Origin of the sequence: Pseudomonas sp. LFM046 (assembly GCF_000949385.2) — a bacterium.
Lineage (GTDB): Bacteria > Pseudomonadota > Gammaproteobacteria > Pseudomonadales > Pseudomonadaceae > Metapseudomonas.
On sequence record NZ_JYKO02000001.1, the window covers coordinates 1,849,012 to 1,874,120 of the forward strand.

25 protein-coding genes are annotated in these 25,109 nt (G+C 54.5%); all 25 read left to right on the forward strand.

Translation table 11 applies throughout. The annotated features are described in order from the left end of the window. Positions 1-78: 78 nt before the first annotated feature. The 25 genes from TQ98_RS08595 (at position 79) to TQ98_RS08715 (ending at position 25,080) form a co-directional block, all read left to right on the forward strand. Complete coding sequence (locus TQ98_RS08595) at positions 79-1,398, forward strand: NAD(P)/FAD-dependent oxidoreductase (protein WP_044874931.1); 1,320 nt, start codon at positions 79-81, stop codon at positions 1,396-1,398. A gap of 73 nt (positions 1,399-1,471) precedes the next feature. Further along, positions 1,472-1,903: a RidA family protein gene (locus TQ98_RS08600; protein WP_044874932.1), complete on the forward strand. Its 432-nt coding sequence runs from the start codon at positions 1,472-1,474 to the stop codon at positions 1,901-1,903. Between the two features lie 11 nt (positions 1,904-1,914). Then, positions 1,915-2,592, forward strand: coding sequence for a DUF1028 domain-containing protein (locus TQ98_RS08605; protein ID WP_044874933.1), 678 nt, complete (start codon positions 1,915-1,917; stop codon positions 2,590-2,592). Then, complete coding sequence (gene argE, locus TQ98_RS08610; protein ID WP_044874934.1) at positions 2,585-3,757, forward strand: acetylornithine deacetylase; 1,173 nt, start codon at positions 2,585-2,587, stop codon at positions 3,755-3,757. The genes TQ98_RS08605 and argE overlap by 8 nt, the downstream gene beginning before the upstream one ends. Before the next feature lie 281 nt (positions 3,758-4,038). Beyond that, positions 4,039-5,718, forward strand: coding sequence for a 30S ribosomal protein S1 (gene rpsA, locus TQ98_RS08615; protein WP_044875460.1), 1,680 nt, complete (start codon positions 4,039-4,041; stop codon positions 5,716-5,718). Between the two features lie 149 nt (positions 5,719-5,867). Next, positions 5,868-6,149: an integration host factor subunit beta gene (ihfB, locus tag TQ98_RS08620; RefSeq protein ID WP_036991518.1), complete on the forward strand. Its 282-nt coding sequence runs from the start codon at positions 5,868-5,870 to the stop codon at positions 6,147-6,149. A gap of 139 nt (positions 6,150-6,288) precedes the next feature. After that, a complete protein-coding gene (locus tag TQ98_RS08625) occupies positions 6,289-7,362 on the forward strand; it encodes a Wzz/FepE/Etk N-terminal domain-containing protein (RefSeq protein ID WP_242443078.1) in 1,074 nt (357 codons plus the stop codon). Between the two features lie 183 nt (positions 7,363-7,545). Continuing rightward, positions 7,546-8,862 carry a UDP-N-acetyl-D-glucosamine 6-dehydrogenase gene (gene wbpA / locus TQ98_RS08630; RefSeq protein ID WP_044874935.1) on the forward strand — a complete coding sequence of 439 codons (1,317 nt, stop codon included), beginning with the start codon at positions 7,546-7,548 and terminating at the stop codon, positions 8,860-8,862. A gap of 19 nt (positions 8,863-8,881) precedes the next feature. Beyond that, a complete protein-coding gene (wbpB, locus tag TQ98_RS08635; protein ID WP_044874936.1) occupies positions 8,882-9,832 on the forward strand; it encodes a UDP-N-acetyl-2-amino-2-deoxy-D-glucuronate oxidase in 951 nt (316 codons plus the stop codon). A gap of 8 nt (positions 9,833-9,840) precedes the next feature. Continuing rightward, the gene (gene wbpD, locus TQ98_RS08640) at positions 9,841-10,422 is read left to right on the forward strand and encodes a UDP-2-acetamido-3-amino-2,3-dideoxy-D-glucuronate N-acetyltransferase (protein WP_044875462.1); all 582 of its coding nucleotides are present in this window, start codon (positions 9,841-9,843) and stop codon (positions 10,420-10,422) included. Between the two features lie 3 nt (positions 10,423-10,425). Further along, positions 10,426-11,523, forward strand: coding sequence for a DegT/DnrJ/EryC1/StrS family aminotransferase (locus TQ98_RS08645; RefSeq protein ID WP_044874937.1), 1,098 nt, complete (start codon positions 10,426-10,428; stop codon positions 11,521-11,523). A gap of 15 nt (positions 11,524-11,538) precedes the next feature. Continuing rightward, positions 11,539-12,825, forward strand: coding sequence for an oligosaccharide flippase family protein (locus TQ98_RS08650; protein WP_044874938.1), 1,287 nt, complete (start codon positions 11,539-11,541; stop codon positions 12,823-12,825). A 1-nt stretch (position 12,826) separates the two neighbouring features. Next, the gene (locus tag TQ98_RS08655) at positions 12,827-13,336 is read left to right on the forward strand and encodes an acyltransferase (protein ID WP_082073308.1); all 510 of its coding nucleotides are present in this window, start codon (positions 12,827-12,829) and stop codon (positions 13,334-13,336) included. A gap of 17 nt (positions 13,337-13,353) precedes the next feature. Then, positions 13,354-14,331, forward strand: coding sequence for an NAD-dependent 4,6-dehydratase LegB (locus TQ98_RS08660; protein ID WP_044874939.1), 978 nt, complete (start codon positions 13,354-13,356; stop codon positions 14,329-14,331). A gap of 8 nt (positions 14,332-14,339) precedes the next feature. Then, positions 14,340-15,491, forward strand: a complete 1,152-nt coding sequence (locus TQ98_RS08665) for a LegC family aminotransferase (protein WP_044874940.1) — start codon at positions 14,340-14,342, stop codon at positions 15,489-15,491. Further along, positions 15,488-16,657 carry a UDP-N-acetylglucosamine 2-epimerase gene (neuC, locus tag TQ98_RS08670; protein ID WP_044874941.1) on the forward strand — a complete coding sequence of 390 codons (1,170 nt, stop codon included), beginning with the start codon at positions 15,488-15,490 and terminating at the stop codon, positions 16,655-16,657. Before TQ98_RS08665 ends, neuC begins: the two co-directional genes overlap by 4 nt. Beyond that, positions 16,629-17,732, forward strand: coding sequence for an N-acetylneuraminate synthase (neuB, locus tag TQ98_RS08675; RefSeq protein WP_044874942.1), 1,104 nt, complete (start codon positions 16,629-16,631; stop codon positions 17,730-17,732). Before neuC ends, neuB begins: the two co-directional genes overlap by 29 nt. 2 nt (positions 17,733-17,734) lie before the next feature. Beyond that, positions 17,735-18,400 (forward strand): acetyltransferase, encoded by a 666-nt coding sequence (locus TQ98_RS08680; RefSeq protein WP_044874943.1) that lies wholly within the window; start codon positions 17,735-17,737, stop codon positions 18,398-18,400. 19 nt (positions 18,401-18,419) lie between these two features. Then, positions 18,420-19,475, forward strand: coding sequence for a nucleotidyltransferase family protein (locus TQ98_RS08685; RefSeq protein ID WP_044874944.1), 1,056 nt, complete (start codon positions 18,420-18,422; stop codon positions 19,473-19,475). Then, positions 19,468-20,166, forward strand: a complete 699-nt coding sequence (locus TQ98_RS08690; protein WP_044874945.1) for an acylneuraminate cytidylyltransferase family protein — start codon at positions 19,468-19,470, stop codon at positions 20,164-20,166. Before TQ98_RS08685 ends, TQ98_RS08690 begins: the two co-directional genes overlap by 8 nt. Further along, the gene (locus tag TQ98_RS08695; RefSeq protein ID WP_146035992.1) at positions 20,163-21,446 is read left to right on the forward strand and encodes a glycosyltransferase family 4 protein; all 1,284 of its coding nucleotides are present in this window, start codon (positions 20,163-20,165) and stop codon (positions 21,444-21,446) included. Before TQ98_RS08690 ends, TQ98_RS08695 begins: the two co-directional genes overlap by 4 nt. Continuing rightward, positions 21,439-22,065: an imidazole glycerol phosphate synthase subunit HisH gene (gene hisH / locus TQ98_RS08700; protein WP_044874947.1), complete on the forward strand. Its 627-nt coding sequence runs from the start codon at positions 21,439-21,441 to the stop codon at positions 22,063-22,065. Before TQ98_RS08695 ends, hisH begins: the two co-directional genes overlap by 8 nt. Position 22,066: 1 nt before the next feature. Continuing rightward, on the forward strand, positions 22,067-22,837 hold the full coding sequence (locus tag TQ98_RS08705; RefSeq protein WP_082073310.1) for an AglZ/HisF2 family acetamidino modification protein: 771 nt from the start codon (positions 22,067-22,069) through the stop codon (positions 22,835-22,837). Continuing rightward, positions 22,830-23,957: an N-acetyl sugar amidotransferase gene (locus TQ98_RS08710; protein ID WP_052659255.1), complete on the forward strand. Its 1,128-nt coding sequence runs from the start codon at positions 22,830-22,832 to the stop codon at positions 23,955-23,957. The genes TQ98_RS08705 and TQ98_RS08710 overlap by 8 nt, the downstream gene beginning before the upstream one ends. 22 nt (positions 23,958-23,979) lie before the next feature. Further along, positions 23,980-25,080, forward strand: a complete 1,101-nt coding sequence (locus TQ98_RS08715; RefSeq protein ID WP_146035993.1) for a hypothetical protein — start codon at positions 23,980-23,982, stop codon at positions 25,078-25,080. Positions 25,081-25,109 lie beyond the last annotated feature (29 nt).

Genomic DNA, 25,109 nt, shown 5'->3' on the forward strand with positions numbered 1-25,109 from the left:
TGAACAGAATGCGGCCATCACCACCCCATATAGCCGCAACAGCAGAACAACAATGATCGGAGTCAGAGGAGGCAGGCCATGACCGACCTGAATCAAACCGCGCTGCAGAAGGGCGCAGACAGGGCGCTTGAGAAAATTGAAATCGATACGCTGGTCGTGGGTGCCGGTCAGGCCGGCGTGGCCATGAGCGAACACCTGACCAAGCTCGGGGTGCCCCACCTTGTCCTGGAGCGCAACCGCATTGCCGAAGCATGGCGTACGGGTCGCTGGGATTCGCTGGTTGCCAATGGTCCGGCCTGGCACGATCGCTTCCCCGGTCTGGAGTTCGAAGGCCTCGATCCCGACGCCTTTGCCTCGAAAGAGCAGGTTGCGGCTTATTTCGAAGCCTATGCCAAGCAGTTCAACGCCCCCATCCGCACCGGCGTGGAAGTGAAGAAGGTGGTGCGCAATGCCGAAGGGCCGGGGTTTACCATCGAAACCTCTGAGGGTGTGATCCAGGCCAATCGTGTGGTGGCTGCAACCGGACCGTTCCAGCGTCCTGTCATTCCACCGATCGCGCCGAAAGACGACAGCATCACCCAGATCCACTCTGCTCAGTATTTCAATCCCCAGCAGCTGCCTGAAGGTGCCGTACTGGTGGTGGGCGCCGGATCGTCGGGGGTGCAGATCGCAGACGAACTGCAGCGTGCCGGCAAGAACGTTTACCTCTCCGTTGGGGCGCACGACCGCCCGCCGCGCGCCTATCGAAATCGCGATTTCTGCTGGTGGCTGGGTGTGCTCGGTCTGTGGGATGCGGAAGCCGCTCAGCCGGGCAAGGAGCACGTCACCATCGCGGTTAGTGGCGCGCGTGGCGGGCACACCGTCGACTTCCGTGGTCTGGCTCATCAGGGGGTGACGCTTGTGGGGCTGACCAAGGCATTCAATGACGGTGTCGTGACCTTCCAGGCGGACCTTGCCGAGAACATCGCCCGTGGCGACGAGAACTACCTGTCGCTGCTGGATGCCGCTGACGCATACATCGCTCGCAATGGGCTTGATCTGCCGGAAGAGCCCGAAGCCCGCGCCACCTATCCGAATCCGGATTGCGTGACCAATCCCATTCTGGAACTCGACCTGGCCAAGGCTGGCATCACTTCGATCATCTGGGCGACTGGCTATTCGGTCGATTACAGCTGGCTGAAAGTCAACGCCTTCGACGAACGCGGCAAGCCGAAGCATCAGCGCGGCGTGTCCGGTGAGCCCGGCGTTTACTTCCTGGGGCTGCCATGGCTGTCCCGCCGCGGTTCCACCTTCATCTGGGGCGTTTGGCACGATGCCAAGCACATTGCCGACCACATCGCCACGCAGCGCAAGTACCTCGCCTATCGCGATGCTTCGCAGCGCAGTGCGAAAGACTGATCGAAAGAAACGTCCTGACGGCAGCTGCCCCGATTCGCAATCTCCGAACGCTTGAATAAAGGAAATCCAGTCGATGCCTACCCATACCCGCATCCGCATGTTCAATACCAAAGACACCTATCCGAACCAGACGCTGAACAATGACCTGTGCCAGGCGGTGCGCGCCGGCAACACCGTCTATGTGCGCGGCCAGGTGGGGACCGATTTCGAAGGCCGTCTGGTTGGTCTTGGCGACCCGCGTGCCCAGGCCGAGCAGGCGATGAAGAACGTCAAGCAATTGCTGGAGGAGGCAGGCAGCGACCTGTCCCACATCGTCAAGACCACCACTTACCTGATCGATCCGCGCTATCGCGAGCCCGTGTACCAGGAAGTCGGCAAGTGGCTGAAGGGCGTGTTTCCCATCTCCACCGGCCTGGTGGTCTCGGCCCTGGGCCAGCCCCAGTGGCTGATGGAAATCGATGTGATCGCGGTGATTCCGGACGATTGGCAGCCGGCGCAGGCATAAGGAGCAGGGGTATGACGTTCTCCATCATCGGTCGTTGCCCTGAAACCGGGCAGCTCGGTATCGCCATCAGTTCGTCCAGCATTGCTGTCGGAGCTCGTTGCCCGTGGGTACGGGCCGGGGTCGGAGCGGTGGCGACCCAGAACGTCACCCTGCCGGCCCTGGGCCCGCAGATCCTCGACCTGCTCGACTCGCAGCAGTTGGAGCCCGCGGCGGCTCTGGATCGAGCGCTGAGTACCAACGGCTGGAGTCAGTACCGGCAGGTGACGGTAATCGATGGCCAGGGGCGCATCGCATTGTTCAGTGGTAGCGAGGCTCTGGGCGTCCACAACGCCGTCGCGGGTGAGCAGTGCGCCGCAGCAGGCAATCTGCTCTCCAGCACCAAGGTGATCGAGGACATGGTCCAGGCCTTCGAGACTGCGCCGGGGATGCTGGCGGACCGCCTGCTGGCCGCCATGCACGCCGCGATGGCGGCCGGTGGCGAGGCTGGACCGGTACATTCGGCCGCACTCAAGGTCGTTGGGGATCTCACCTGGCCCATCGTCGACCTGCGGGTGGACTGGGCCGAGGAGGACCCGATCGGCGAGCTGGATGGGCTGTGGCAGGCCTATCGGCCGCAGATGCAGGACTACGTGACCCGGGCACTGGACCCGACGGCGGCGCCCAGTTACGGGGTGCCGGGTGATGAGTGAGCTATCCAGTCGCGAGCTGTTGGAGCGGCTGATCGGTTTTGCCACCGTCAGTCGGGATTCCAACCTTGAACTGATCACGTTCATACGGGATTACCTGACGGGACTGGGGGTGGAGAGCGAGCTCTTCTATAACCCCGAGCGCACCAAGGCCAATCTGTTCGCCACCATCGGTCCTCGTGACCGGGGTGGCGTCGTGCTGTCCGGGCATACCGACGTGGTTCCAGTGGACGGGCAGGCCTGGACGGTGGAGCCATTTCGTCTCACAGAAAGGGAAGGGCGGTTGTACGGGCGCGGCACGGCGGACATGAAGGGCTTTATTGCATCTGTCCTGGCTGCGGTGCCGGCTTTTCTGGAGCATCCGCTGACGCTGCCGGTGCACCTGGCCTTTTCTTATGACGAGGAAGTGGGCTGCCTGGGCGTGCGTCCCATGCTGGCGGAGTTGGAGAAGCGACCGAACAGGCCGCGTTTGTGTCTGATCGGCGAACCCACCGAGCTGAAGCCGGTGCTGGGCCACAAGGGCAAGCTCGCCATGCGCTGCCAGGTAAAGGGGGCGGCGTGCCATTCGGCCTATGCGCCCTATGGCGTCAATGCCATCGAGTACGCCGCGCGACTGATCGGCAGACTGGGGGAGATTGGCACGAAGCTGGCGCGGCCCGAACTCCACGACGAGCGGTTCGATCCACCGTTCTCCACGGTGCAGACGGGCGTCATCCAGGGGGGGAGGGCGCTGAACATCGTTCCGGCAGAGTGCGAATTCGATTTCGAAGTGCGCGCATTGCCGGATTTCGATGCCCAGCAGGTGGCGGACGAGCTGCAGAGCTTCGCCGAGACGGAGCTGGAGCCGCAGATGCGGGCGGTGCAGGCGGATACCGGCATTCGTCTCACCCCGTTGAGCGCCTATCCGGGGTTGGCCACACCGCCGGACAGCGAGGCGGCCCGATTGCTGGCGCTGCTGAGTGGCTCGACCGAGTTCGGCACGGTGGCCTTCGGTACCGAGGGCGGGTTGTTCGACGCGGCGGGTATTCCCACGGTGGTCTGCGGTCCGGGAAGCATGGATCAGGGCCATAAGCCGGATGAGTTCATCAGCGTTGAGCAACTGTCTGACTGCGACGCCATGCTGCGCCGCCTGGCGCTTTATCTGCAGGACGCGGGCCGTCTGCTGTAGACTGCCGCACCTCTTTAGCGATGGCTGGGGTGTGCAATTGACGGGCGAGTACCCCGTTGCTACCATTCCAGCCCTTGTATTGGCTCGATTCCTCCGTCCGGAGGTTGAAAATGCCAATGTCAATCCCGAGATTTGCGTCGCTAACGGCTTCGGCTGAGAGCGGCGCCACTGGGGCGGCGCGGGATACCAGCTTCGATCCTCGTCGCTTCTATTGATGACTTGACCGCATTGGCTGGAGTGCGGAATAGGGCCTTTCCTGGCCTTTGACTACAGGTATGAACATGAGCGAAAGCTTTGCAGAACTTTTTGAAGAAAGCCTGAAATCCCTCGACATGCAGCCGGGTGCAATCATCACCGGCATCGTGGTCGACATCGATGGTGACTGGGTCACCGTCCATGCTGGCCTGAAATCCGAGGGCGTCATCCCGGTCGAGCAGTTCTACAACGAACAGGGCGAGCTGACCATCAAGGTGGGTGACGAGGTCCACGTAGCGCTTGACGCGGTGGAAGACGGCTTCGGTGAAACCAAGCTGTCCCGCGAGAAAGCCAAGCGTGCCGAGTCCTGGCTGGTTCTGGAAGCCGCCTTCAACGCCGAAGAAGTGGTCAAGGGCGTTATCAACGGCAAGGTCAAGGGCGGTTTCACCGTCGACGTCAGCGGCATCCGCGCGTTCCTGCCGGGCTCCCTGGTGGATGTGCGCCCCGTGCGCGACACCACTCACCTGGAAGGCAAAGAGCTCGAATTCAAGGTCATCAAGCTGGATCAGAAGCGCAACAACGTTGTCGTTTCCCGTCGCAGCGTCCTGGAAGCCGAGAACAGCGCCGAGCGCGAAGCCCTGCTGGAATCCCTGCAGGAAGGCCAGCAGGTCAAGGGTATCGTCAAGAACCTCACCGACTACGGTGCGTTCGTTGATCTGGGCGGCGTAGACGGCCTGCTGCACATCACCGACATGGCTTGGAAGCGCATCAAGCACCCGTCCGAGATCGTCAACGTTGGTGACGAGATCGACGTTAAGGTCCTGAAGTTCGACCGCGAGCGCAACCGCGTATCCCTGGGTCTGAAGCAACTGGGCGAAGATCCGTGGGTCGCCATCAAGGCCCGTTATCCGGAAGGCACCCGTGTGACCGCCCGCGTTACCAACCTCACCGACTACGGCTGCTTCGCCGAGCTGGAAGAGGGCGTGGAAGGTCTGGTGCACGTTTCCGAAATGGACTGGACCAACAAGAACATCCACCCGTCCAAAGTCGTTCAGGTTGGCGACGAAGTGGAAGTTCAGGTTCTGGACATCGACGAAGAGCGTCGTCGTATCTCCCTGGGCATCAAGCAGTGCAAGTCCAACCCGTGGGAAGATTTCTCCAGCCGCTTCAACAAGGGCGACAAGATCTCCGGCACCATCAAGTCGATCACCGATTTCGGTATCTTCATCGGCCTGGAAGGTGGCATCGACGGTCTGGTTCACCTGTCCGACATCTCCTGGAACGAAGTTGGCGAAGAAGCCGTACGCCGCTTCAAGAAGGGCGACGAGCTGGAAACCGTCATCCTGTCCGTTGATCCGGAGCGTGAGCGCATCTCCCTGGGCATCAAGCAACTGGAAGACGATCCGTTCTCCAGCTACGCCTCCCTGCACGAGAAGGGCAGCATCGTTCGCGGCACCGTGAAAGAAGTTGACGCCAAGGGCGCTGTAATCAGCCTCGGCGGCGAGATCGAAGGTGTTCTGAAGGCTTCCGAAATCAGCCGTGACCGCGTTGAAGACGCGCGCAACGTGCTGAAGGAAGGCGAAGAAGTCGAAGCCAAGATCATCAGCATCGACCGCAAGAGCCGTGTAATCAGCCTCTCCATCAAGTCCAAGGACGTTGATGACGAGAAGGACGCCATGAAGGAACTGCGCAAGCAGGAAGTCGAGTCCACCGGCCCGACCACCATTGGTGACCTGATCCGTGCTCAGATGGAGAACCAGGGCTAATCACCCTGCTCCATCAGCAAAAAGGGCGGCCTAGGCCGCCCTTTTTGTTGTCTGCGATTTCCCTTCCGGGCATTGGGCTGTTCAAAGCCACTCCGGCGTGCTAAAAACTCATTGAGCTGATCTAGCCGCTTGAATTAGAAGGGAAAACCATGACCAAGTCGGAGTTGATCGAACGAATCGTTACCCATCAGGGCCAGCTTTCGTCAAAGGACGTCGAGCTTGCCATCAAGACCATGCTTGAGCAGATGTCCCAGGCCTTGGCCACGGGGGACCGTATCGAGATCCGTGGGTTTGGTAGTTTTTCTCTTCATTTCCGCGCACCGAGGGTCGGCCGGAACCCCAAGACGGGGGAGTCCGTGCGACTGGATGGAAAATTCGTTCCGCATTTCAAGCCGGGGAAGGAGCTCCGGGATCGAGTGAACGAGCCGTAGAAAACGTTGTCAATGATCACGTTGTTCCGCCTTTTTTGCTAAAGGCGGTTTTTTGCTTTTTTTGAAATTGCTGTTGCTGATTTTTACGTTTTGAATTCTCTCCATTCTAGGAAATCGCTTATTAAAGTGATTTTGTTTTTTGGATTTTTATTTTTATATTGTGAGTAAGTCTGTGCCACAGTCTTTGCGTGTTGTTGACGAAATTGATCTTATTGAATTTGTCGGGGGGTTATGGGGACAGAGGGTTCTAATAGCGCTTGTTGCGTTAGTGGTTTTTGCCTGCGCAGCAATGTATGCGTGGCTGAGTCCTCCTGTATATGAAGCGCAGGTGTCTGTGATGCCTCCTGCTTTGAGCGACGTAGAAGGCTTCAATCTTGGGCGAGAGTCGGGTGATGACTTGGAGCCAATAAAGCCAGAAGACGCCTATGGCGTATTCACTAGGAACTTGTTGGCAGATGCCACGAAGCGACAGTTTTTCGACGAGGTTTATCTTCCGAGTCTGGCTAAGGAGGCTTCTCTCGGCTCAAGAGAGGCCTTGTATCGAGCTTTTGTCGGTGCATTGAAAATTCAAGCCACTGATAAGGCTCAGCCGTGGCGCTATACATTGACTTTCCAGTCGCCAGATCCGGAGACGGCTGCGCGTTTATTGAGTGCGTACATCGATAGAGTGTCAAGAACCGCTCTTGATGGCATGTTGATGAACACGAAAAGCCAGCTCGGCATGAAAAGTGAGAGCGTGCGTCGAAAAATCGCCACGTTGCGCGAAATCGCGAAAGTGAGACGAAGTGACCGAATTATACGCTTGATGGAAGCGCTTAGTGTTGCAGAGTCAATCGGCCTAGAAAATCCTCCGGTAATTGTCAGTCAAATGGCGAATCAGCTTTCCGCCATTATGGAGGGGGATCTTATGTATATGCGTGGTTCGCGCGCTCTGAGGGCGGAAATCAAGTCCTTGGAATCTCGCTCATCTGATGATCCTTTCATCTCTGAGCTGCGAGGGCTTGAAGAGCGACTTGCGCTTTATCGAGACATTAATGTCGATGCAGAAGCAGTTGAGGTTTTTGAGATGGATGGGCAAATAACCGTTCCTGAGTTTCCTGTAAGGCCGAAGAAACTGTTGATTCTGCTCATTGGGGTTGGTGCTGGATTGATTTCGGGTGTTTTTCTTGCTTTTTCGAAACTTCTGATTCAGCGCAAAATGGCGTTGAGTTAGGTTTTGTGCGCTTCCGGTTGATCTGGCTGATTTTCTTCGAAATGTGAGCTGAGTCTTGGCTGTCAACGATGTCTTTGGTTGTGGGACGTGTTCAACTGACTTGGAGTGCGTGCATAGGGAAAATGCAAATTTTCAGTCTTGAAGAATTTTTGTGCTCATAGAGTTTAGTTTGGTGGGGTTGCCATGAGTTCGAATGTTGATCTTGCGAGTATTGCTCGGTTTAAGAATAAAGAGGCTGTTGTTGGTATTGTTGGCCTTGGTTATGTCGGCCTACCATTGATGTTGAGATACAGTGCCGTCGGCTTTCGAGTGCTTGGCATTGATATTGATGTTGAAAAAGTGTCTAGGCTGAATGTCGGGGAGAGCTATATTGAGCATATTCCGGCTGACAAAATTGCGGCGGCCAGAAGTTCGGGGTTCGAGGCTACAACGGATTTTTCTCGCGTCTCCGAGTGTGATGCGCTTGTTCTCTGTGTTCCTACGCCGCTGAATAAATATCGCGAACCGGATATGAGTTTCGTGATTAATACGACCGACGCTATCAAACCATATTTGAGGAGAGGTCAGGTCGTCTCTCTAGAAAGTACCACCTATCCAGGAACCACGGAGGAGGAACTGCTCCCGCGTGTTCAAGAAGGTGGATTGACGGTTGGTAAAGACATCTTTCTCGTCTACTCGCCGGAGCGTGAAGATCCAGGTAACCCAAATTTCGAGACCCGCACCATTCCAAAAGTTCTCGGCGGGCATACCCCGGCTTGCCTGCAGGTAGGTATTGCCCTGTACGAACAGGCCATTGACAAAGTGGTGGCTGTCAGTTCCACGAAGGCCGCGGAAATGACCAAGTTGCTCGAGAATATCCATCGTGCGGTCAACATCGGCTTGGTTAATGAAATGAAAATAGTCGCTGACCGCATGGGAATTGACATTTTCGAAGTTGTGGATGCGGCTGCGACTAAGCCATTTGGTTTCACGCCTTACTATCCAGGTCCTGGACTTGGCGGACACTGCATTCCGATCGACCCCTTCTATCTGACGTGGAAAGCGCGCGAATATGGTTTGCACACCCGATTTATCGAGCTTTCGGGCGAGGTAAACCAGGCGATGCCGGAGTATGTGGTGAGCAAGCTTGTGGATGGTCTGAACGGGCTTGGCAGAGCGCTGAAAGGCAGTCGTGTGCTTGTACTGGGAATCGCCTACAAGAAAAATGTCGACGACATGCGCGAGTCGCCCTCTGTAGAGATTATGGAGCTTATCCAGGCCAAGGGTGGCATCGTCGCTTACAGCGATCCACATGTGCCCGTATTCCCGAGAATGCGCGAGCACCACTTCGAGCTTTCTAGCGAGCCATTGAGCGCGGAGAGCATTGCTGGATTTGATGCCGTGATTCTGGCCACGGATCATGATCGTTTTGACTACGACGCCATCAGGCAGCATGCCCGTCTGCTGGTGGACAGCCGTGGCAAGTATCGCGCTCCGCAAGCGCACATCATCAAGGCATGAATTGCCTGGAGAACCGGATTTGAAACGTTTTGCCCTGATTGGTGCCGCAGGCTACATCGCTCCCCGACACATGCGTGCAATCAAGGACACCGGCAACGAGCTGGTGTCCGCCTACGACATCAACGATTCTGTTGGCATTATTGACAGCATTTCGCCTCAGAGTGAGTTCTTCACTGAGTTCGAGCGCTTCTACGACCATGCCTGGAGTCTGAGGTACAGCCCGGAAACCGCGCTGAACTACGTCGGTGTCTGCTCGCCTAACTACCTGCACCAGCCGCACATCGCTGCCGGTCTGCGTCTTGGCTGTGACGTGATCTGCGAAAAACCGCTGGTCCCGACCCCCGCAGCACTTGATGAGCTGGCGCGAGTGGAGCGTGAGACCGGTCACCGCGTCTTCAACATCCTGCAGCTGCGCCATCACCACGCCATTCTCGCTCTTAAGGATAAGGTCGGCAGTGCTCGCACTGAGCACAAGTACGAAGTTGAACTGACGTACATTACCTCTCGTGGCAAGTGGTACATGGAGAGCTGGAAGGGGGACCCGCGCAAGTCCTTCGGCGTTGCCACCAACATCGGCGTGCACTTCTACGACATGCTCCACTTTATCTTCGGCAAGCTGCAGCGCAACGTCGTGCACTACAGTGATGACTTCAAGGCTGCCGGTTATCTGGAATACGAGCAGGCACGCGTGCGCTGGTTCCTTTCGATTGATGCGCGCGACTTGCCGGATGCGGTAAGGGGTAAGAAGCCAACCTACCGCTCCATCACTGTCAATGGTGAGGAAGTAGAATTCTCTGAGGGTTTCACTGACTTGCACACTATCAGCTACCAAGAAATCATGGCGGGTCGTGGATTTGGCATTGAAGACGCACGTCACTGCGTCGAGACAGTGAATACCATCCGTTCCACTGCAAAGAGTGCCGCGCAGAACAGCGAAGGTCACCCTTTCCTCCGGACCCTCGCGCGCTGAGGATGGCCATGAGCTACCAAGTACATCCTAGTGCCATTGTTGATGATGGCGCGGTGATCGGTGAAGGCTCCCGTGTGTGGCACTTCGTGCATGTCTGCGCTGGCGCGCGGATTGGGCGTGAGTGCTCGCTCGGTCAAAATGTCTTCGTCGGAAACAAGGTCGTGATCGGTGACAACGTCAAGATTCAGAACAACGTGTCCGTATATGACAACGTCATTCTGGAAGAAGGCGTGTTCTGCGGGCCGAGTATGGTCTTCACCAACGTCTACAATCCCCGCTCGCTGATCGAGCGCAAGAGTGAATACCGTGACACCTTGGTGAAGCGCGGCGCGACACTGGGAGCGAATTGTACTGTGGTCTGTGGCGTGACCATTGGCGAGTTCGCATTCGTGGGGGCTGGCGCCGTGGTGAATCGCGATGTGCCGGCATACGCCCTAGTGGTGGGTGTGCCGGCACGGCAGATCGGCTGGATGAGCGAGTTTGGCGAACAGCTGGGCCTGCCATTAGAAGGTGAGGCCGAAGCCCGTTGCCAGCACACGGGAGCACGCTATCAGCTTCTGGGGCGACTACTCAGCAAATTGGATGCATGAGAAATGATCGAGTTCATAGACCTTAAAGCCCAACAGGCGCGTATCAAGGATAAGATTGACGCTGGAATCCAGCGCGTCATGGCCCACGGCCAATATATCCTGGGCCCGGAGGTGGCCGAGCTCGAAGAAAAGCTGGCTGCGTTCGTTGGTGCAAAATACTGCATCTCCTGTGCCAATGGCACTGACGCGCTGCAAATTGCCCAGATGGCCTTGGGGATAGGACCGGGCGACGAAGTCATCACACCTGGTTTCACCTACATAGCCACTGCGGAAACCGTTGCGCTCCTGGGAGCGAAGCCCGTATATGTCGACGTGAACCCGCGCACCTACAACCTCGATCCGGAGTTGCTAGAGGCTGCCATCACGCCGCGCACCAAAGCGATAGTTCCGGTGTCGTTGTACGGTCAATGTGCAGACTTCGACGCAATCAATGCAATTGCTGGAAGGCATGGCATCCCCGTGATTGAGGATGCTGCGCAGAGCTTTGGCGCCAGCTACAAGGGGCGGCGTTCTTGCAACCTCAGCACAATTGCCTGCACCAGCTTCTTCCCGAGTAAGCCACTGGGCTGCTACGGAGATGGTGGGGCGATCTTTACCAATGACGATGAGCTCGCGAAGGTTCTGCGGCAAATAGCGCGTCATGGTCAGGACCGTCGATATCATCACGTTAGAGTTGGGGTTAATAGCAGGCTTGATACTATTCAAGCTGCAATACTTTTGCCAAAACTAGAAATATTTTCGGAAGAGCTTGCACTCAGAGCAAATGCAGCCAAGCTTTATAGCGACGCCTTGGCCAAAACAGGCCAGTGCGTTACTCCTTTCGTGGAGGAGTTCAATGAAAGTGCATTCGCTCAGTACACCATTCTAGTGCGCGAGCGAGATGTCTTGCAGAAGGCATTGCATGATGCAGGAATACCAACCGCGGTTCATTACCCGATTCCGCTTAATAGGCAACCTGCAGTCGCTGAAGACTCCGTGGAGTTACCAGTCGGTGATGGACTGGCAAAGCAGGTGCTCAGTCTGCCGATGCATCCTTACCTCAGTTGTGAGAGCATTCATTCTATAACCGAAGTGTTGGGCGAAAAGCTTGCGAATTATTGATTTCAGGTTGCTGAAATGGCGATCAATGTAGTTCGCAGTGCGGGCGTTTTCATGGGGGCCAACATGATAAGTGTTGGTATCCCCTTCCTGTTGCTGCCCATTCTTACCAGAGTTCTGGCGCCACATGACTATGGTTTGGTGGCGATGTTTTCGGTAATGCTCAGCATTTTCGTCGCGCTAACCGGACTGAGCTTGAATGGTGCAATCAGTGTTCGCTTTCACCAGTTGGATTCGGTGACTCTCTCTCGGTACGTTGGTTGTTGCATTGCGATTTCAGTAGCAATTTTCCTAGTCCTATCAGCCTTCGGTTTCTTTTTTGGGAACTGGATGGCGCCGTTTATTGGGCTCCCGTCTCGATGGTTGGCGATTGTTCTTTTTCTGGCGCTATGCACAAATGTGATAAACATCAGGCTTGCTCTCTGGCAAGCTGGGGGGCACGCCGTCCCTTATGCGGTTTTCCAGGTTCTTCAAGCTGGCACCAATGCAGGGCTTTCTCTTCTGCTGGTTCTCGGGTTTGCGATGGCCGGGGAGGGGCGTGTGTTTGGCCAAGGCTTGGCCGTGGTGATTTTCGCTATCGTTGCGCTACTGTCCTTGGTCATGTCCAAGGTGGTGACTTTTCCTCGGCACGGTGAAGGCCATCTGGCCGATTGCTTGCGATTTGGTGTACCGCTGCTACCGCACGCGCTAGGAGCGCTGGCTATCTCAACCGCCGACAGGTTCGTAATTACAAATATTTTGGGGGTGGAGTCCGCTGGGATTTACATGCTTGGACTTCAGCTGGGCTTGATGATTGGTCTTGTCAGTGATGCCTTTGTAAAGGTTTATGGGCCATGGCTGAATTCAAAGTTGAATAGTGGCGCAGATGAGGCTTCTGCAGAAATAGTCGGTGTCACTTATCTGGCATGGATAGCGTTTTTTGTTGTTTCAGTGCTGGCCTACTTTTTCCTGAATTTTGCCTTTTCATTTTTCTTCGGTTCGGGATTCCTTGGGGCCAAGGAACTCATGATCTGGTTCTTCCTCGGGCAGGCGTTCCAGGGGATGTATTTGTCTGTGGCTGGTTTTTTCTTTTTTACCGCTAGGACCTCGTTGGTTTCCGTTGCAACAGCGACCTCCGGTGGGGTGTCGATTGTTGGCTCTATTATCGGTTGCAAGTTTTTAGGCCTCGAAGGTGCTGCAATTTCTTATTTTATTGCGCAGGTAGTGGCTTTCTGTATTGCGTGGGGTTTGTCCGTCCGGGTATGCAAAATGCCCTGGTTCGAATGGGGAACCATACGTGGTGCTCTTGCTAGGATAAGGGGTTAGTGTGAACAAAATCCTTGTTTGGTTTGTTTCAAGATTATTGAGTTTTCTTGCGAGTTCCTATTGGAAAATTAATTATTGGGTTTATCGTCAGAGGTATGATGTTCATCATCGTTTCCGCTTCAATGGCAGATTGATTCAGCTATATGGTGAAGGGAAGATTGTAGCGGGAGAAGGTAGCTACATTGGGGAACTATCGACAATTCAGGCCTCCAAAGGTGCGGTTGTCAGTATTGGTTGTGGGTGTCATGTGTCTCATAATGTCAGGATCTATACTCAATCAGCGCTTCCAGATTCGGATTTCTCCATAAAACCTGTTCCAAGTAAGGTTGGTGATGTGAAAATTGGTGACTATTGTTGGGTCGGAGCCAATGTGCTCATCAATCCTGGAGTTGAAATAGGCAGGAATTCGGTGGTCGGTGCGAACTCTGTTGTGACGAAGGATGTTCCGCCTGACGAGATATGGGGCGGTGTGCCTGCAAAGTTTATTCGGAAGAAGAATTATTCTTCTTGAGGTTTTAAGGAGGGGATGTGAAGGCTTTAGTTACAGGCGCTGACGGTTTTATTGGGTCTCATTTGGTCGAGTTACTGGTCAGGGAGGGGTTTCAAGTCAAGGCGCTTTCCCAGTACAACTCCTTCAATTACTGGGGGTGGTTGGAAGATGTGAATTGCCTTTCCGAAATCGAGGTTTTGAACGGCGATGTCCGAGATCCTCACTACTGCAAGCACATCACTAAAGATGTGGATGTGGTTTTCCACCTGGCTGCGCTCATAGCTATCCCGTACTCCTATGTGGCTCCGGATAGCTACGTTGATACCAATGTCAAAGGTACTCTCAATATTTGTCAGGCAGCACTTGATAACGGAGTCGGGAGAATAATTCACACTTCTACCAGTGAGGTTTACGGAACCGCTCAGTATGTTCCTATTGACGAGAACCATCCGCTTCAGCCGCAGTCGCCCTACAGTGCTTCCAAAATTGGCGCTGACGCAATGGCGATGAGTTTCTTCAATGCTTTCGACCTGCCGCTCACAATCGCTCGCCCGTTCAATACTTACGGCCCGCGCCAGTCCGCTCGAGCGGTGATTCCGACCATCATCACGCAGATTGCCAATGGCAAGAAGCAGATCAAGCTTGGTGATGTCACGCCGACTAGGGACTTCAACTATGTCGCTGACACCTGCAAGGGATTCCTGCAACTGGCCAAGTGCGATAGTGCAATTGGTGAGACGGTGAATATCGGGTCAAATTTTGAGATTTCCGTCGGGGATACGCTTGAGTTGATTCGGGAACTGATGGGTAGTGATGTCGAGTTCCTCGTGGAAGACCAGCGGATCCGTCCGGAAAAGTCCGAAGTGTTCCGGCTCTGGTGCGACAACACCAAAATCAAGTCCTTGACGGGGTTCGAGCCAGAATATTCGATTCGGGAGGGCCTACGGCGTACCATTGAATGGTTCAGTGAGCCGCGGAACCTCGCCAAGTATAAAGCCGATATCTACAACGTATGAGGGATATTATGTTCGACTCTCTTATTCAGTTCGTTCGTGATTTCTATCGTACGAGTGAGTTCATTCCACTTCACGCGCCGGTCTTCAGGGGGAGCGAGCGTAAGTTCGTGGTTGAATCCATAGAGTCGACATTTGTCTCGAGCGTCGGTGCTTTCGTGGAGCGCTTCGAGCAGCAGATGGTGGATTACACCGGAAGCCCCCGAGCCATCGCTACGGTCAATGGAACTGCAGCGCTGCACGTGGCGCTGCAACTGGCCGGCGTCAGTTCGGGCGATCTGGTGATCACTCAGCCTCTGACTTTCGTGGCGACCTGCAATGCAATTGCGTATTGCGGCGCGGAGCCGGTTTTCGTCGATGTGGATCGCGAGACCCTGGGGCTCTCACCGGCTGCGTTGGAGGCATGGCTCGAAGAACATGCACACGTAGATGGCGATGGTGTATGCCGTCTGAAGGATGGGTCTCGGGTCGTACGTGCCTGCCTTCCGATGCATACTTTTGGTCATCCGGCTGATCTGGATGGCTTGCTTGCGATTTGCCAACGCTGGTCGCTGGCGCTCGTGGAGGACGCAGCGGAGTCCCTTGGCAGCCTGTACAAAGGTAGGCACACCGGAACCTTCGGTCTGCTCGGAATTCTGAGTTTCAACGGAAACAAGATCATTACCACCGGCGGCGGAGGCATGATACTGGCTGGCGAAGAACTTGGTGCGCGCGCAAAGCATCTCACCACGACAGCCAAGAAGCCGCATCCCTTTGAATATGTACACGATGAAATCGGCTACAACTACAGGTTGCCTAACATCAATGCTGCATTGGGGTGCGCGCAAATGCTGCAGTTGGATGCGTTCATTGATGCCAAGCGCGCGTTGGCATCGCGATACGCGGAGTTTTTCAGCGGATCGGATATCGAATTGATCCAGGAACCGGTTGGCTGCCGCTCCAACTACTGGCTCAACGCTGTCGTTTGCGAAGGGCGCGAGCAACGTGATGCCTTGCTCAAGGCCACCAATGAAAACGGTGTCATGAGTCGTCCCATATGGCAGTTGATGAGCCATTTGCCTAGCTTCTCCCACTGTCGTCGAGGAGATCTCGCAAATTCCGAATGGTTGGAGGCGCGAGTAGTCAACCTGCCCAGCAGCGTTCCCCAGGAGCCCTTGGCGTGAAACGCAGGATTGCCGTTTTTACCGGTACTCGGGCGGAGTATGGGCTTCTCTACTGGCTGATGTCGGATATCAACCAGCGGCCGGATCTGGATCTTCAACTGATTGTCAGCGGCATGCACCTCTCTCCGGAGTTCGGCGAGACATGGCGCGCGATAGAGGCAGATGGATTCCGGATCGACGCAAAGGTTGAAATGCTGCTGTCTTCGGACTCCGACGTTGGCGTTGTTAAGTCCATGGGCATCGGAGTTCTTGGATTCGCGGAGGCGTTAGATCGGCTGCGCCCGGATGTGCTGGTTGTCCTGGGGGACAGGTTCGAGGCCCTTGCGATCGTACAGGCAGCGCTAGTTATGAAAGTCCCCGTCGCACATCTGCATGGCGGCGAAATCACCGAGGGAGCATATGACGATGCCATCCGCCATGCGATAACCAAGATGTCGCATCTACATTTTGTAGCAACGAAGGTTTATAGGCATCGGGTCATACAGATGGGGGAATCCCCGGAGCGCGTGTTCAATGTAGGCGCGGTCGGGCTTGATCATTTGCGTCGCAGTGCTCGGATGGATGTCGCGGAGTTGTCTGCGAGCCTGGGGTTTGCTCTGAAGCAGCCGTTCTTTCTTGTGACCTATCACCCTGTCACATTGATGGAAGAACCGCCTCGGCAGAGTTTCGAAGCGTTGCTTGCTGCACTTGACGCGTTTCCAACGCATCAGATCATTCTGACTTACCCGAACGCAGACAATGGCGGTCGCGCGATCATCCCTTTGCTGGAAGAGTACGCTAGGAAGCGGCCTGAGCGAGTCCTTGCCATTCCCTCCCTTGGATACAAACGCTATCTAAGCGCCGTATCCGCCTCTGCGGCAGTCATTGGGAACTCGTCCAGCGGAATTATCGAGGTCCCGGCATTTGCTGTACCCACGGTAAACATCGGCGCGCGCCAGAAGGGGCGCCTGGCATCGGCTTCGGTCATTCACTGCGAGCCTTCGCAGGATGAAATCACCGACAGCATTCGCAAGGCGCTCTCTGAAGAGTTCAGAGACGCCTGCAAGGGGTTTACCAATCCTTATGGCGAAGGAAACGCCTCGAAGTCGATAGTAGACGTTCTGGCCAACTTCAATATCTCGGGTGTCAAGACGTTTTATGACATTGATCAACAAGAATTGGTGTGAGATGGACAAGGTCTACATCATTGCTGAAGCCGGTGTGAACCATAACGGTGAACGTGAGCTCGCCTTTGCCTTGGTCGATGCAGCTGCTGCCGCTGGTGCGGACGCGGTGAAGTTCCAGACCTTCGATGCTGAACGGCTGGCTTCCCGCAATGCGCCCAAAGCAGCCTACCAGAAAGCGAGCACGGACGCGCAAGAAAGCCAGCTCGCCATGTTGAAGAAGCTCGAGCTGCCTAGGGCTTGGCACTCTGAGTTGCAGGCGTATGCGGCAAGCAGGAGTATCGAGTTCCTGTCGACAGCGTTCGATAGTCAAAGCCTCGAGTTTCTTGTCGGAATGAACCTTCCTCTGTTCAAGGTGCCATCGGGCGAGCTGACGAATGGGCCGCTTTTGTGGCAATTCGCTAAAACGGGTAAGCCTTTGGTCGTTTCGACCGGAATGGCTACGCTGGCCGAGGTGGAACAGGGGCTGGCAATTATCGCCCATGCGCTGCGTTTCGACCGGCAGCCCAACGGCATGGAAGAAGTCTGGCGAAACTGGGCTGATTCCGAGGCGCGAGCGCGTCTGAATGGGCATGTCACGCTGCTCCACTGTACCTCTCAGTACCCTACGCCCTTTGAAGAAGTGAACTTGCGTGCAATGGACACGCTGGCATCGGCCTTTGGTCTGGATGTCGGATATTCCGACCACACCCAGGGATGCCTAATTCCTTTGGCCGCAGTCGCGAGAGGCGCGAGGCTGGTCGAGAAGCACTTCACGCTGGATAGAAGCATGGCGGGCCCCGATCACGCGGCCTCCCTCGAGCCCGCAGAGCTGGCGAGGATGGTGTCGGACATCCGCAGTCTTGAACTGGCGATGGGGAATGGCCAGAAGGCGCCGCAACCCAGCGAGTGGGATACGCGCATCGCTGCGCGTCAGCAGGTCCTTGCGGCTCGCGATATCGAATGTGGCGCGACCCTGTGTCTGGATGACTTCACCACCGCTCGTTGTGGGGGAGGGTTGGCCCCTACCGCTATCTGGGATCTCGTTGGTCGCCAGGCGGTTCGCAGCTATCGCTGCGGCGAGAGAATTGATTCGTGACCATGATTGATGTCGCGACATTGCCCTCGCTCGTCATATTGGGGGCAGGAGGACACGCTAAGGTGCTTCTGGGGCTTCTTCGTGACCTGGGAGCGAACATCGCCGGCGTGTGCGATCCGCAGTTGGCGTCGCAAGGCCTGCGAGAATGGCGTGGTTTGCCTGTTCTGGGAGGGGACAATGTGCTGGAGGCTCTAGATCCTGCAGGTGTTGCGTTGGTTAATGGAGTGGGTCAGGTTGTCGGTGGCAGAGCGCGGCAGCGGATATTCGAGTTGTGGCATGCAAGAGGCTTCGATTTCCCGACATTGATACATCCATTTGCCTGGGTCGACCTCAGCGTCCAACTGGCACCAGGCGTACAGGTGATGGCTGGTGCGGTGATTCAGGCTGATGTCCGGATAGGTGCAAACTCGATTGTCAATACAAAGGCAAGTATCGATCATGACTGTGTTGTCGGTCATGACGTTCACATCGCGCCAGGAGCAACCGTTTGCGGCGGTGTAAGGGTCGCTGATCAGGCATTTGTCGCCAGCGGCGCTACTGTAATTCAGGGGCTTCTGATTGGAGAGGGAGCGGTGGTTGGCGCGGGTACGACGCTGACGAAGGATCTGGCAGCCGGTCTGATTTCGTTCGGGCCAGGAAGGATCAGGCCTTTGAGGTCTGATAGATAATTATTTGGAAGGTTCGTTGATGAAAGCTTGGGAGTCTGCACTGATAGGTCCGCAAACCACTATCGAGGAAGCAATCGCCGTTCTCGATAAAGGAGGGCTGCGGATCGTGGTGGTGGTCGATGAGCAGCGACGACTACTGGGCACCATCACTGATGGAGATGTCCGTCGTGCATTGTTGAGGCATGTGCCACTGAACTGCAGTGCCAGCGAGATTATGTGTTCGACACCGCTGATGGCTACGCGGGACTGGAGCAAGACCCGAATCCTTGCTGCAATGGAAACTCATCAGTTGCTTCATCTTCCTGTCGTTGACGCAGGCAAGCGTATCGTCGGCCTGGAAACCCTTCATGGCCTGCTGAACAAGAAGATCAAGGACAATCCCGTATTCCTGATGGCAGGTGGTTTCGGCTCGCGCTTGCGTCCCCTTACGCAGAACTGCCCGAAGCCATTGCTTTGCGTTGGCGGGAAACCGATTCTGGAGTTGATCCTGGAAAGCTTCATCAGCGCGGGTTTTCACCGCTTCTTCGTCTCGACGCACTACATGCCCGAAATGATCCGAGAGCATTTCGGGGACGGCAGCCGGTGGGGCGTAAGTATTCGCTACGTTCACGAGGACGTCCCTTTGGGAACTGGGGGGGCGCTGGGGTTGCTACCTCGTGAAGAGATCGACCTTCCTCTGTTCATGATGAATGGCGACCTGCTGACTACGTTGAATTTCCAAAAGCTCCTCGAATTTCATGAAGAGCACTCTCCGGTGGCCACCATGTGCGTGCGCGAGTATGAGCACTGCGTACCGTACGGCGTCATCCAGAGTGAAGGGCACAAGATTGTTTCAATGGTCGAAAAACCGACCCACAGGTTTTTCATCAATGCCGGGATCTACGTCCTTTCTCCAGAGCTGGTAAAAAGTGTGTCTCCGGGCACTCGAGTCGACATGCCGACGTTGCTGGAGCAACAGATTGGCGTTGGGCGGGATGTCAACAGCTTCCCTGTCTACGAGTACTGGTTGGACATCGGAAGAATGGAAGACTTCCAGCGTGCGCAGACAGACGTGGGTCAATTGTTCAATGAGTGACCAGGTCGATATTCTGGCTGTCATACCCGCCAGGGCCGGAAGTAAACGCCTACCCGGCAAGAATGTCATGCCGCTCAACGGCAAGCCTTTGGTCCGGTGGACGTTGGAGGCGGCTATCCAGAGTCAGGTGATCGACAGGATAGTCGTAAGCAGCGATGACTCCCGGGTACTTGACGAGGCTAGCGCCCTAGGAGTCAGAGGTATTGAACGCCCTGCTGAACTGGCAAGTGATACGGCGTCGACTTTTGACGTGCTGATGCATGTGCTGGATACCTTGGCTGCCGAACAGGTCTTCCCTAGGCGGCTAATGCTCCTGCAACCCACCTCGCCTCTTCGGGATTCGACCGAGATCGCGCGCGCTGTGACTGAAATGGATGAGTCGGATGCTGACAGCGTGGTCAGTGTTTGTCCCTGCGAGCATTCGCCGTTATGGTCAAACACTTTGGGTCCACAAGGGCAGATGGACGATTTTCTTCGTGAAGAACTACGGAATATTCGTAGTCAGGATCTTCCCACCTACTATCGGCTGAACGGTGCGCTCTACCTGGCAGATACCGAGAGGTTCATCGGATCCAGAGGTTTCTTCATGCCTAATAGCCGGGCGCATGTAATGCCCGTTGAAAAGTCTATCGATATAGATACCTGGGTAGATTTCAAGTTGTGCGAACTCCTGCTTGAACAGAATAGATGAAGAATGAATTGGTAAGACTGAAGGAGCTCGCCGCGGCGGCTACCTTGTGCGATCGCTGGGGATCTTTTGTCAAGTCAGACGTGTTGGCTGTTCGCCATGATGCTGATTGTGGCTATGAGTTTCGAGGTGCCGCCTATTCTCCAATCGTCGACTCTGTAGTTGAACTTTGCACTGGTGAAGGCCTCAGCGTTATTTCCGTCGCGACGCCTTACAGTCGTCTAAAAGGTGGAGATGCGTTTAATAAGCCATTGACATTGAATCGACGATTCTTCGTGGCTGCATTGTTGAGCCGCCTGATGGCGCTTCCTCTTGGAAGGTCGAGGGCGCGTCAACAAGGCGCGGACCGCAGGGCGTCGATCTGGCGTGAAGTGTTGTCTCGCGTTCGGCCTAGGCTGGTGATCGGCGTACAACCCGATCGATACCTCTGCAGAGCCAGCAGAGAAATGGGGATACCCGTCTACGACATCCAGCATGGGGTGATCGCAGAGGATCATTGGTGGTACGGCAAGGCCCTGCGCCATGCAGTGCCCCAGAGCGACCTGCCTACCGGTATCCTGTGCTGGGACCGGCCCAGCGCGTCTGTACTGGAGCAGTGGGCACCGACCCGCGGTGTAGTTGTCGAAGTCGTCGGGCATCCCTGGTTCCAGCGTTTTCGTTCGCCTTCCTCTGCCGATGATCTTGTCGCCGAAGCATTGCAGCGAGGTCGGGTGTTCAACAACGGCAAGCCGACTGTCCTGGTCTCATTGCAATGGGGGCTGCACATCCACTACTACCAGAACACTGACTTCAACAAGGTGATGTGCAAGGCGTTGGAAGCGGCGATCCTGTGTACCCAGGAGCGATACAACTGGCTGCTACGGCTGCACCCCGTCCAGCGGCGGGGGGCGGAAGGAAGATATTGCGAGGCCTATCTCCAGGAAACCTTCGGTAGTTGCGCACAAGTCGAGTGGGAACAAGCGAGCTCGGCGCCTTTGCCAGCATTGCTCGCCCAGGCGGACCTGCACATTACCGATATGAGCACTGTCGTCACTGAGGCTGCTTGGCTGGGTGTCCCGTCAGCCTTGCTGAATCCACTCCTGCGCAAGGGCGGGGCGTTGGAAAGTCTGTATCAGCATGAGCGACAGATCGGGATTGCTAGCCTCGTGGAGCAGGATGCGCACGCGATTGAGTCCTGGATGGATGAACAACTAAGCGAAGAAGAAAAGTTGGGCCCGAGTAATTGGGGTTCAGTCGATGGATTGAGATCGGTGCTGAAGAACACGTTGGTGATGAATGACTAGTCGCACGATATCCATAATTGACTATGGCGCCGGGAATATCGCATCCGTCGTCAACATGATCAGACACGTAGGTGGTGAGGCAGAAGTCATCGATTCTCCTGATCAGCTGACGTCGGCCACAAAACTGCTATTGCCTGGAGTTGGCGCCTTCGACCATGGGATGCAATGCCTGGGGAATGGTGGTTGGCCAGAGAAGCTCCAAGGCGCAGTCATGGAACGGAAGGTTCCTATCCTCGGGATCTGCCTGGGAATGCAGCTGATGTGTCTCTCCAGCGAGGAAGGCACGCAGCCTGGCCTGGGGTGGATTGACGCTAGAGTCCGGCGTTTCAAATTCGACGGGAATGAAAGAAGCCTCAAGGTGCCTCATATGGGGTGGAGTTCTGTTCAGGTCGAACACGATGATCTGCTGGTTCCCTGCGATGTTACGGAGCGACGCTTTTATTTCGTTCATTCATACTATGTCGAATGCGCAGATCGGAAAGATGTGCTGCTAAGTTGTACCTATGGTAAGGAATTTGTAGCTGGCTTCCATCATGAAAATATTTGGGGCGTACAGTTTCATCCGGAAAAGAGCCACAGGTTCGGGATGGAACTGTTTAGAAGATTTCTAGAGGTGTGACTTGCTGAACCATAGAGTGATACCGGCTCTCCTATTGCGAGATGGAGGACTGGTCAAGACGCAGCGCTTTGGCAAGGCAAAGTATGTCGGAGATCCTGTAAACGCTATCCGGATCTTCAATGAGAAAGAAGTCGACGAACTCGTGGTGCTTGATATCGATGCAAGTCGACAGAAACGACATCCGAACTATGATCTGATAGCAGAGTTTGCCAGTGAGTGCTTCATGCCTCTCGGATACGGTGGTGGTGTTCGTACTGTAGATCAGGCGAGGCGGCTGTTTTCGTTAGGCGTTGAGAAAGTAGTGCTTCAGACCTCTGTCTTGGAGAACCCAGCTCTAATCACTGAGTTGGCTGCCCGGTTCGGAAGCCAAAGCATCGTCATTTCTCTTGATGTGAAAAGAGATTGGTTCGGGCGACCCAGACTCTGGTCATCTGCGGAAAGACGGAAGCTCTCAGGCGATTGGTTAGCCGTACTTAGAGAACTTACATCTGCCGGGGCGGGTGAAGTACTTCTCAATTCTGTTGACAGGGATGGTATGCAGTCGGGCTATGACCTGGAACTGATCAGGTCCGCTTCATCCGAGGTCGATATACCTCTCATTGCACTTGGCGGTGCCGGAAATTGTGTCCATTTTGTCGATGCGGTGAACGCTGGGGCCTCAGCGGTAGCCGCGGGTAGTCTTTTTGTCTTGCAGGGACCACACAGGGCGGTGCTCATTAGTTATCCCAGTTATTCGGTCCTAGAGGGGCTATTCAGGAGTTCCAATGCATAATTATCAGTATAAAGTTTGCGTGCGCTGCGTAATGGATACTTCTGCGCCGAACATTTTTTTTGACTCTGAGGGTATATGCAATTTTTGCACTTACTTCGAGGACCAAGTAAAAAAGGTCGTGTTTGAGTCGGAAGAGGATCGTGCTGTAAGACGCAATGCTTTCATTAAGAAAGTTAAGGAAGCAGGGGCTGGCAAGCGCTACGACTGCGTCATGGGGCTTTCTGGTGGCGTGGACAGTTCATACGCCCTTCATCTCGCGGTAGAAGAAGGATTGCGTCCTCTGGCTGTGCATATGGATAATAATTGGAATTCTGAACTCGCTGCCAATAATATAAAAAATCTTGTGTCTGGCCTCGGGGTGGATCTCTATACGCATGTAATTGAGTGGCCAGAATACAAGAAACTCATGCAGGCCTTCTTCGACGCCGATGTGATCGATGTCGAACTCCTGTACGACAATGCCATGCTGGCCGTGAACTACAGTCAATCCATAAAATATGGGGTTAAGTATATTCTTTCCGGTAGCAATTCTGCTACGGAAGGGATGCCTATGCCGGAAGGTTGGAATTGGCAGAAGTGGGATAAGCGCAATATCAAGGCGCTGGGTGCTCGCAATGGAGTAAAGCTCAGTACATTCCCTGCAATTGGTACCTCTGACTACGTAATAAATCGTGTCATTCGTCGGATACAGTGGGTTCCGTATCTGGACTATTATGACTACAAAAAAGACGAAGCGCTTGATCTTCTTGAGCAGAAGTATAGCTATAAGAGATATCCCTACAAGCACTATGAATCAATATTCACGCGATTCTATCAGGGCTACCTACTTCCTAATAAATTTGGCGTTGATAAGCGAAAGCTCCATTTGGCGACGTTGGTGATGAGTGGCCAAATGACTCGGGCAGAGGCGTTGAACAGACTTGAAGAGTCGCCCTATCCGACTGCTCAAGGACTTGAGACTGACAAGAAGTATTTTCTGAAAAAGATGGGCTGGAGCGAGTCTGATCTGGAGAGCTATCTGCAGCGGCCGGGAAAGCCGCATGATGCATATCCAAGTGATCGCGCACTTTGGGATTGGATGAAAAAGACATATCAGTCTTATCTGAAACGGAGTGCTTAAGGGCTTGGGATGTGCCGCCTGAATGGCGGCTGTAATTAAATTCTGGCAGGGGTGCTGGAATTTTCCGAGAAGGCGCTTTATGAAGTTTTTTGTGCGAAAATCGACTCTTCTGTTGTTCTTTTTCTCCATGCTAGCGATTGCCTTTTACTTCCTGATTGGGAAGTCTGCATTGGATGGAGATGTCGATTTTCAGTTTTATGCAGATTCGTTGACGTATGAACGGTTGTATAAGGAGACGTATTTCGACTCTCTCTCCGATATGGTTGCTGTTGATGGTAATTTCCTAGGGCCGCTACTGGTGCTTGAGTTGTTGGGAGGGGGTAGAGTTCTCGTATTGTGTTTTAATTTGTTTCTGCTATTTGCATCGCTTCGCCTAATTCAGGTGAGCGACAACTATAATTGGTCTTTGTTTCTGATTTTTCTTTTTCTCAGTCCGTTGACGCTGTCGAGCCTCGTTTCGATTAATAAGGAAATACTTTCGATATTCTGTTTTTCACTGCTGGTTGGCTGGGTTTTTGGGCGCGGTGCTTGGTGTCTGATCGCTGCGTTAATAGTTTCATTTTTCGTGCGTTGGCAGTTGTCTGTTTTTATTTTTTTGGTGGTCGCTTCTATTACTCCAGTCAATCCGCTTAGAAACAAGAGATTTGTATACGTCTCGCTGATTCTTGTTGCTGTCTCTCTGGTTTATTTTCTTGTGCGTGATAGTTTTAGTTATATTAACGTTGTGGCTGAGCAGGGCGCACTTTCTGATTCTGGTAGTGGTGTGTACTCGGCGCTCATAGCGCTTCAGGATAAAGGTCTTTATTTCTTGGCATTTATCCCGAAGTCGTTGCATGCGATGTTTGGTTATATATTCAAGATTCGGGATTTATTTGCTCCTGCAAACATATATAATGATGTTTTTGTTGCATTGCATTGCTGGGTGTTCTTTATAATGTTTGGCTTTGCCCTGGTTGTGGGGAGGGTGAAGTTGAGGGATGATCTTGTCTTTATTGCGATTATCTACTGTGTTGTTTTCGTTTTAACGCCAATTTTTTCGCCTAGGTATTTTTATCCAGTCTTCTTCCTGCTGTGTTTGGTGCTCTCTAGGAGGAGTGAGGCTGTGAAATTAGATAACGTCTAAGGTTTATTATGTCTCATAACATCTTGCTG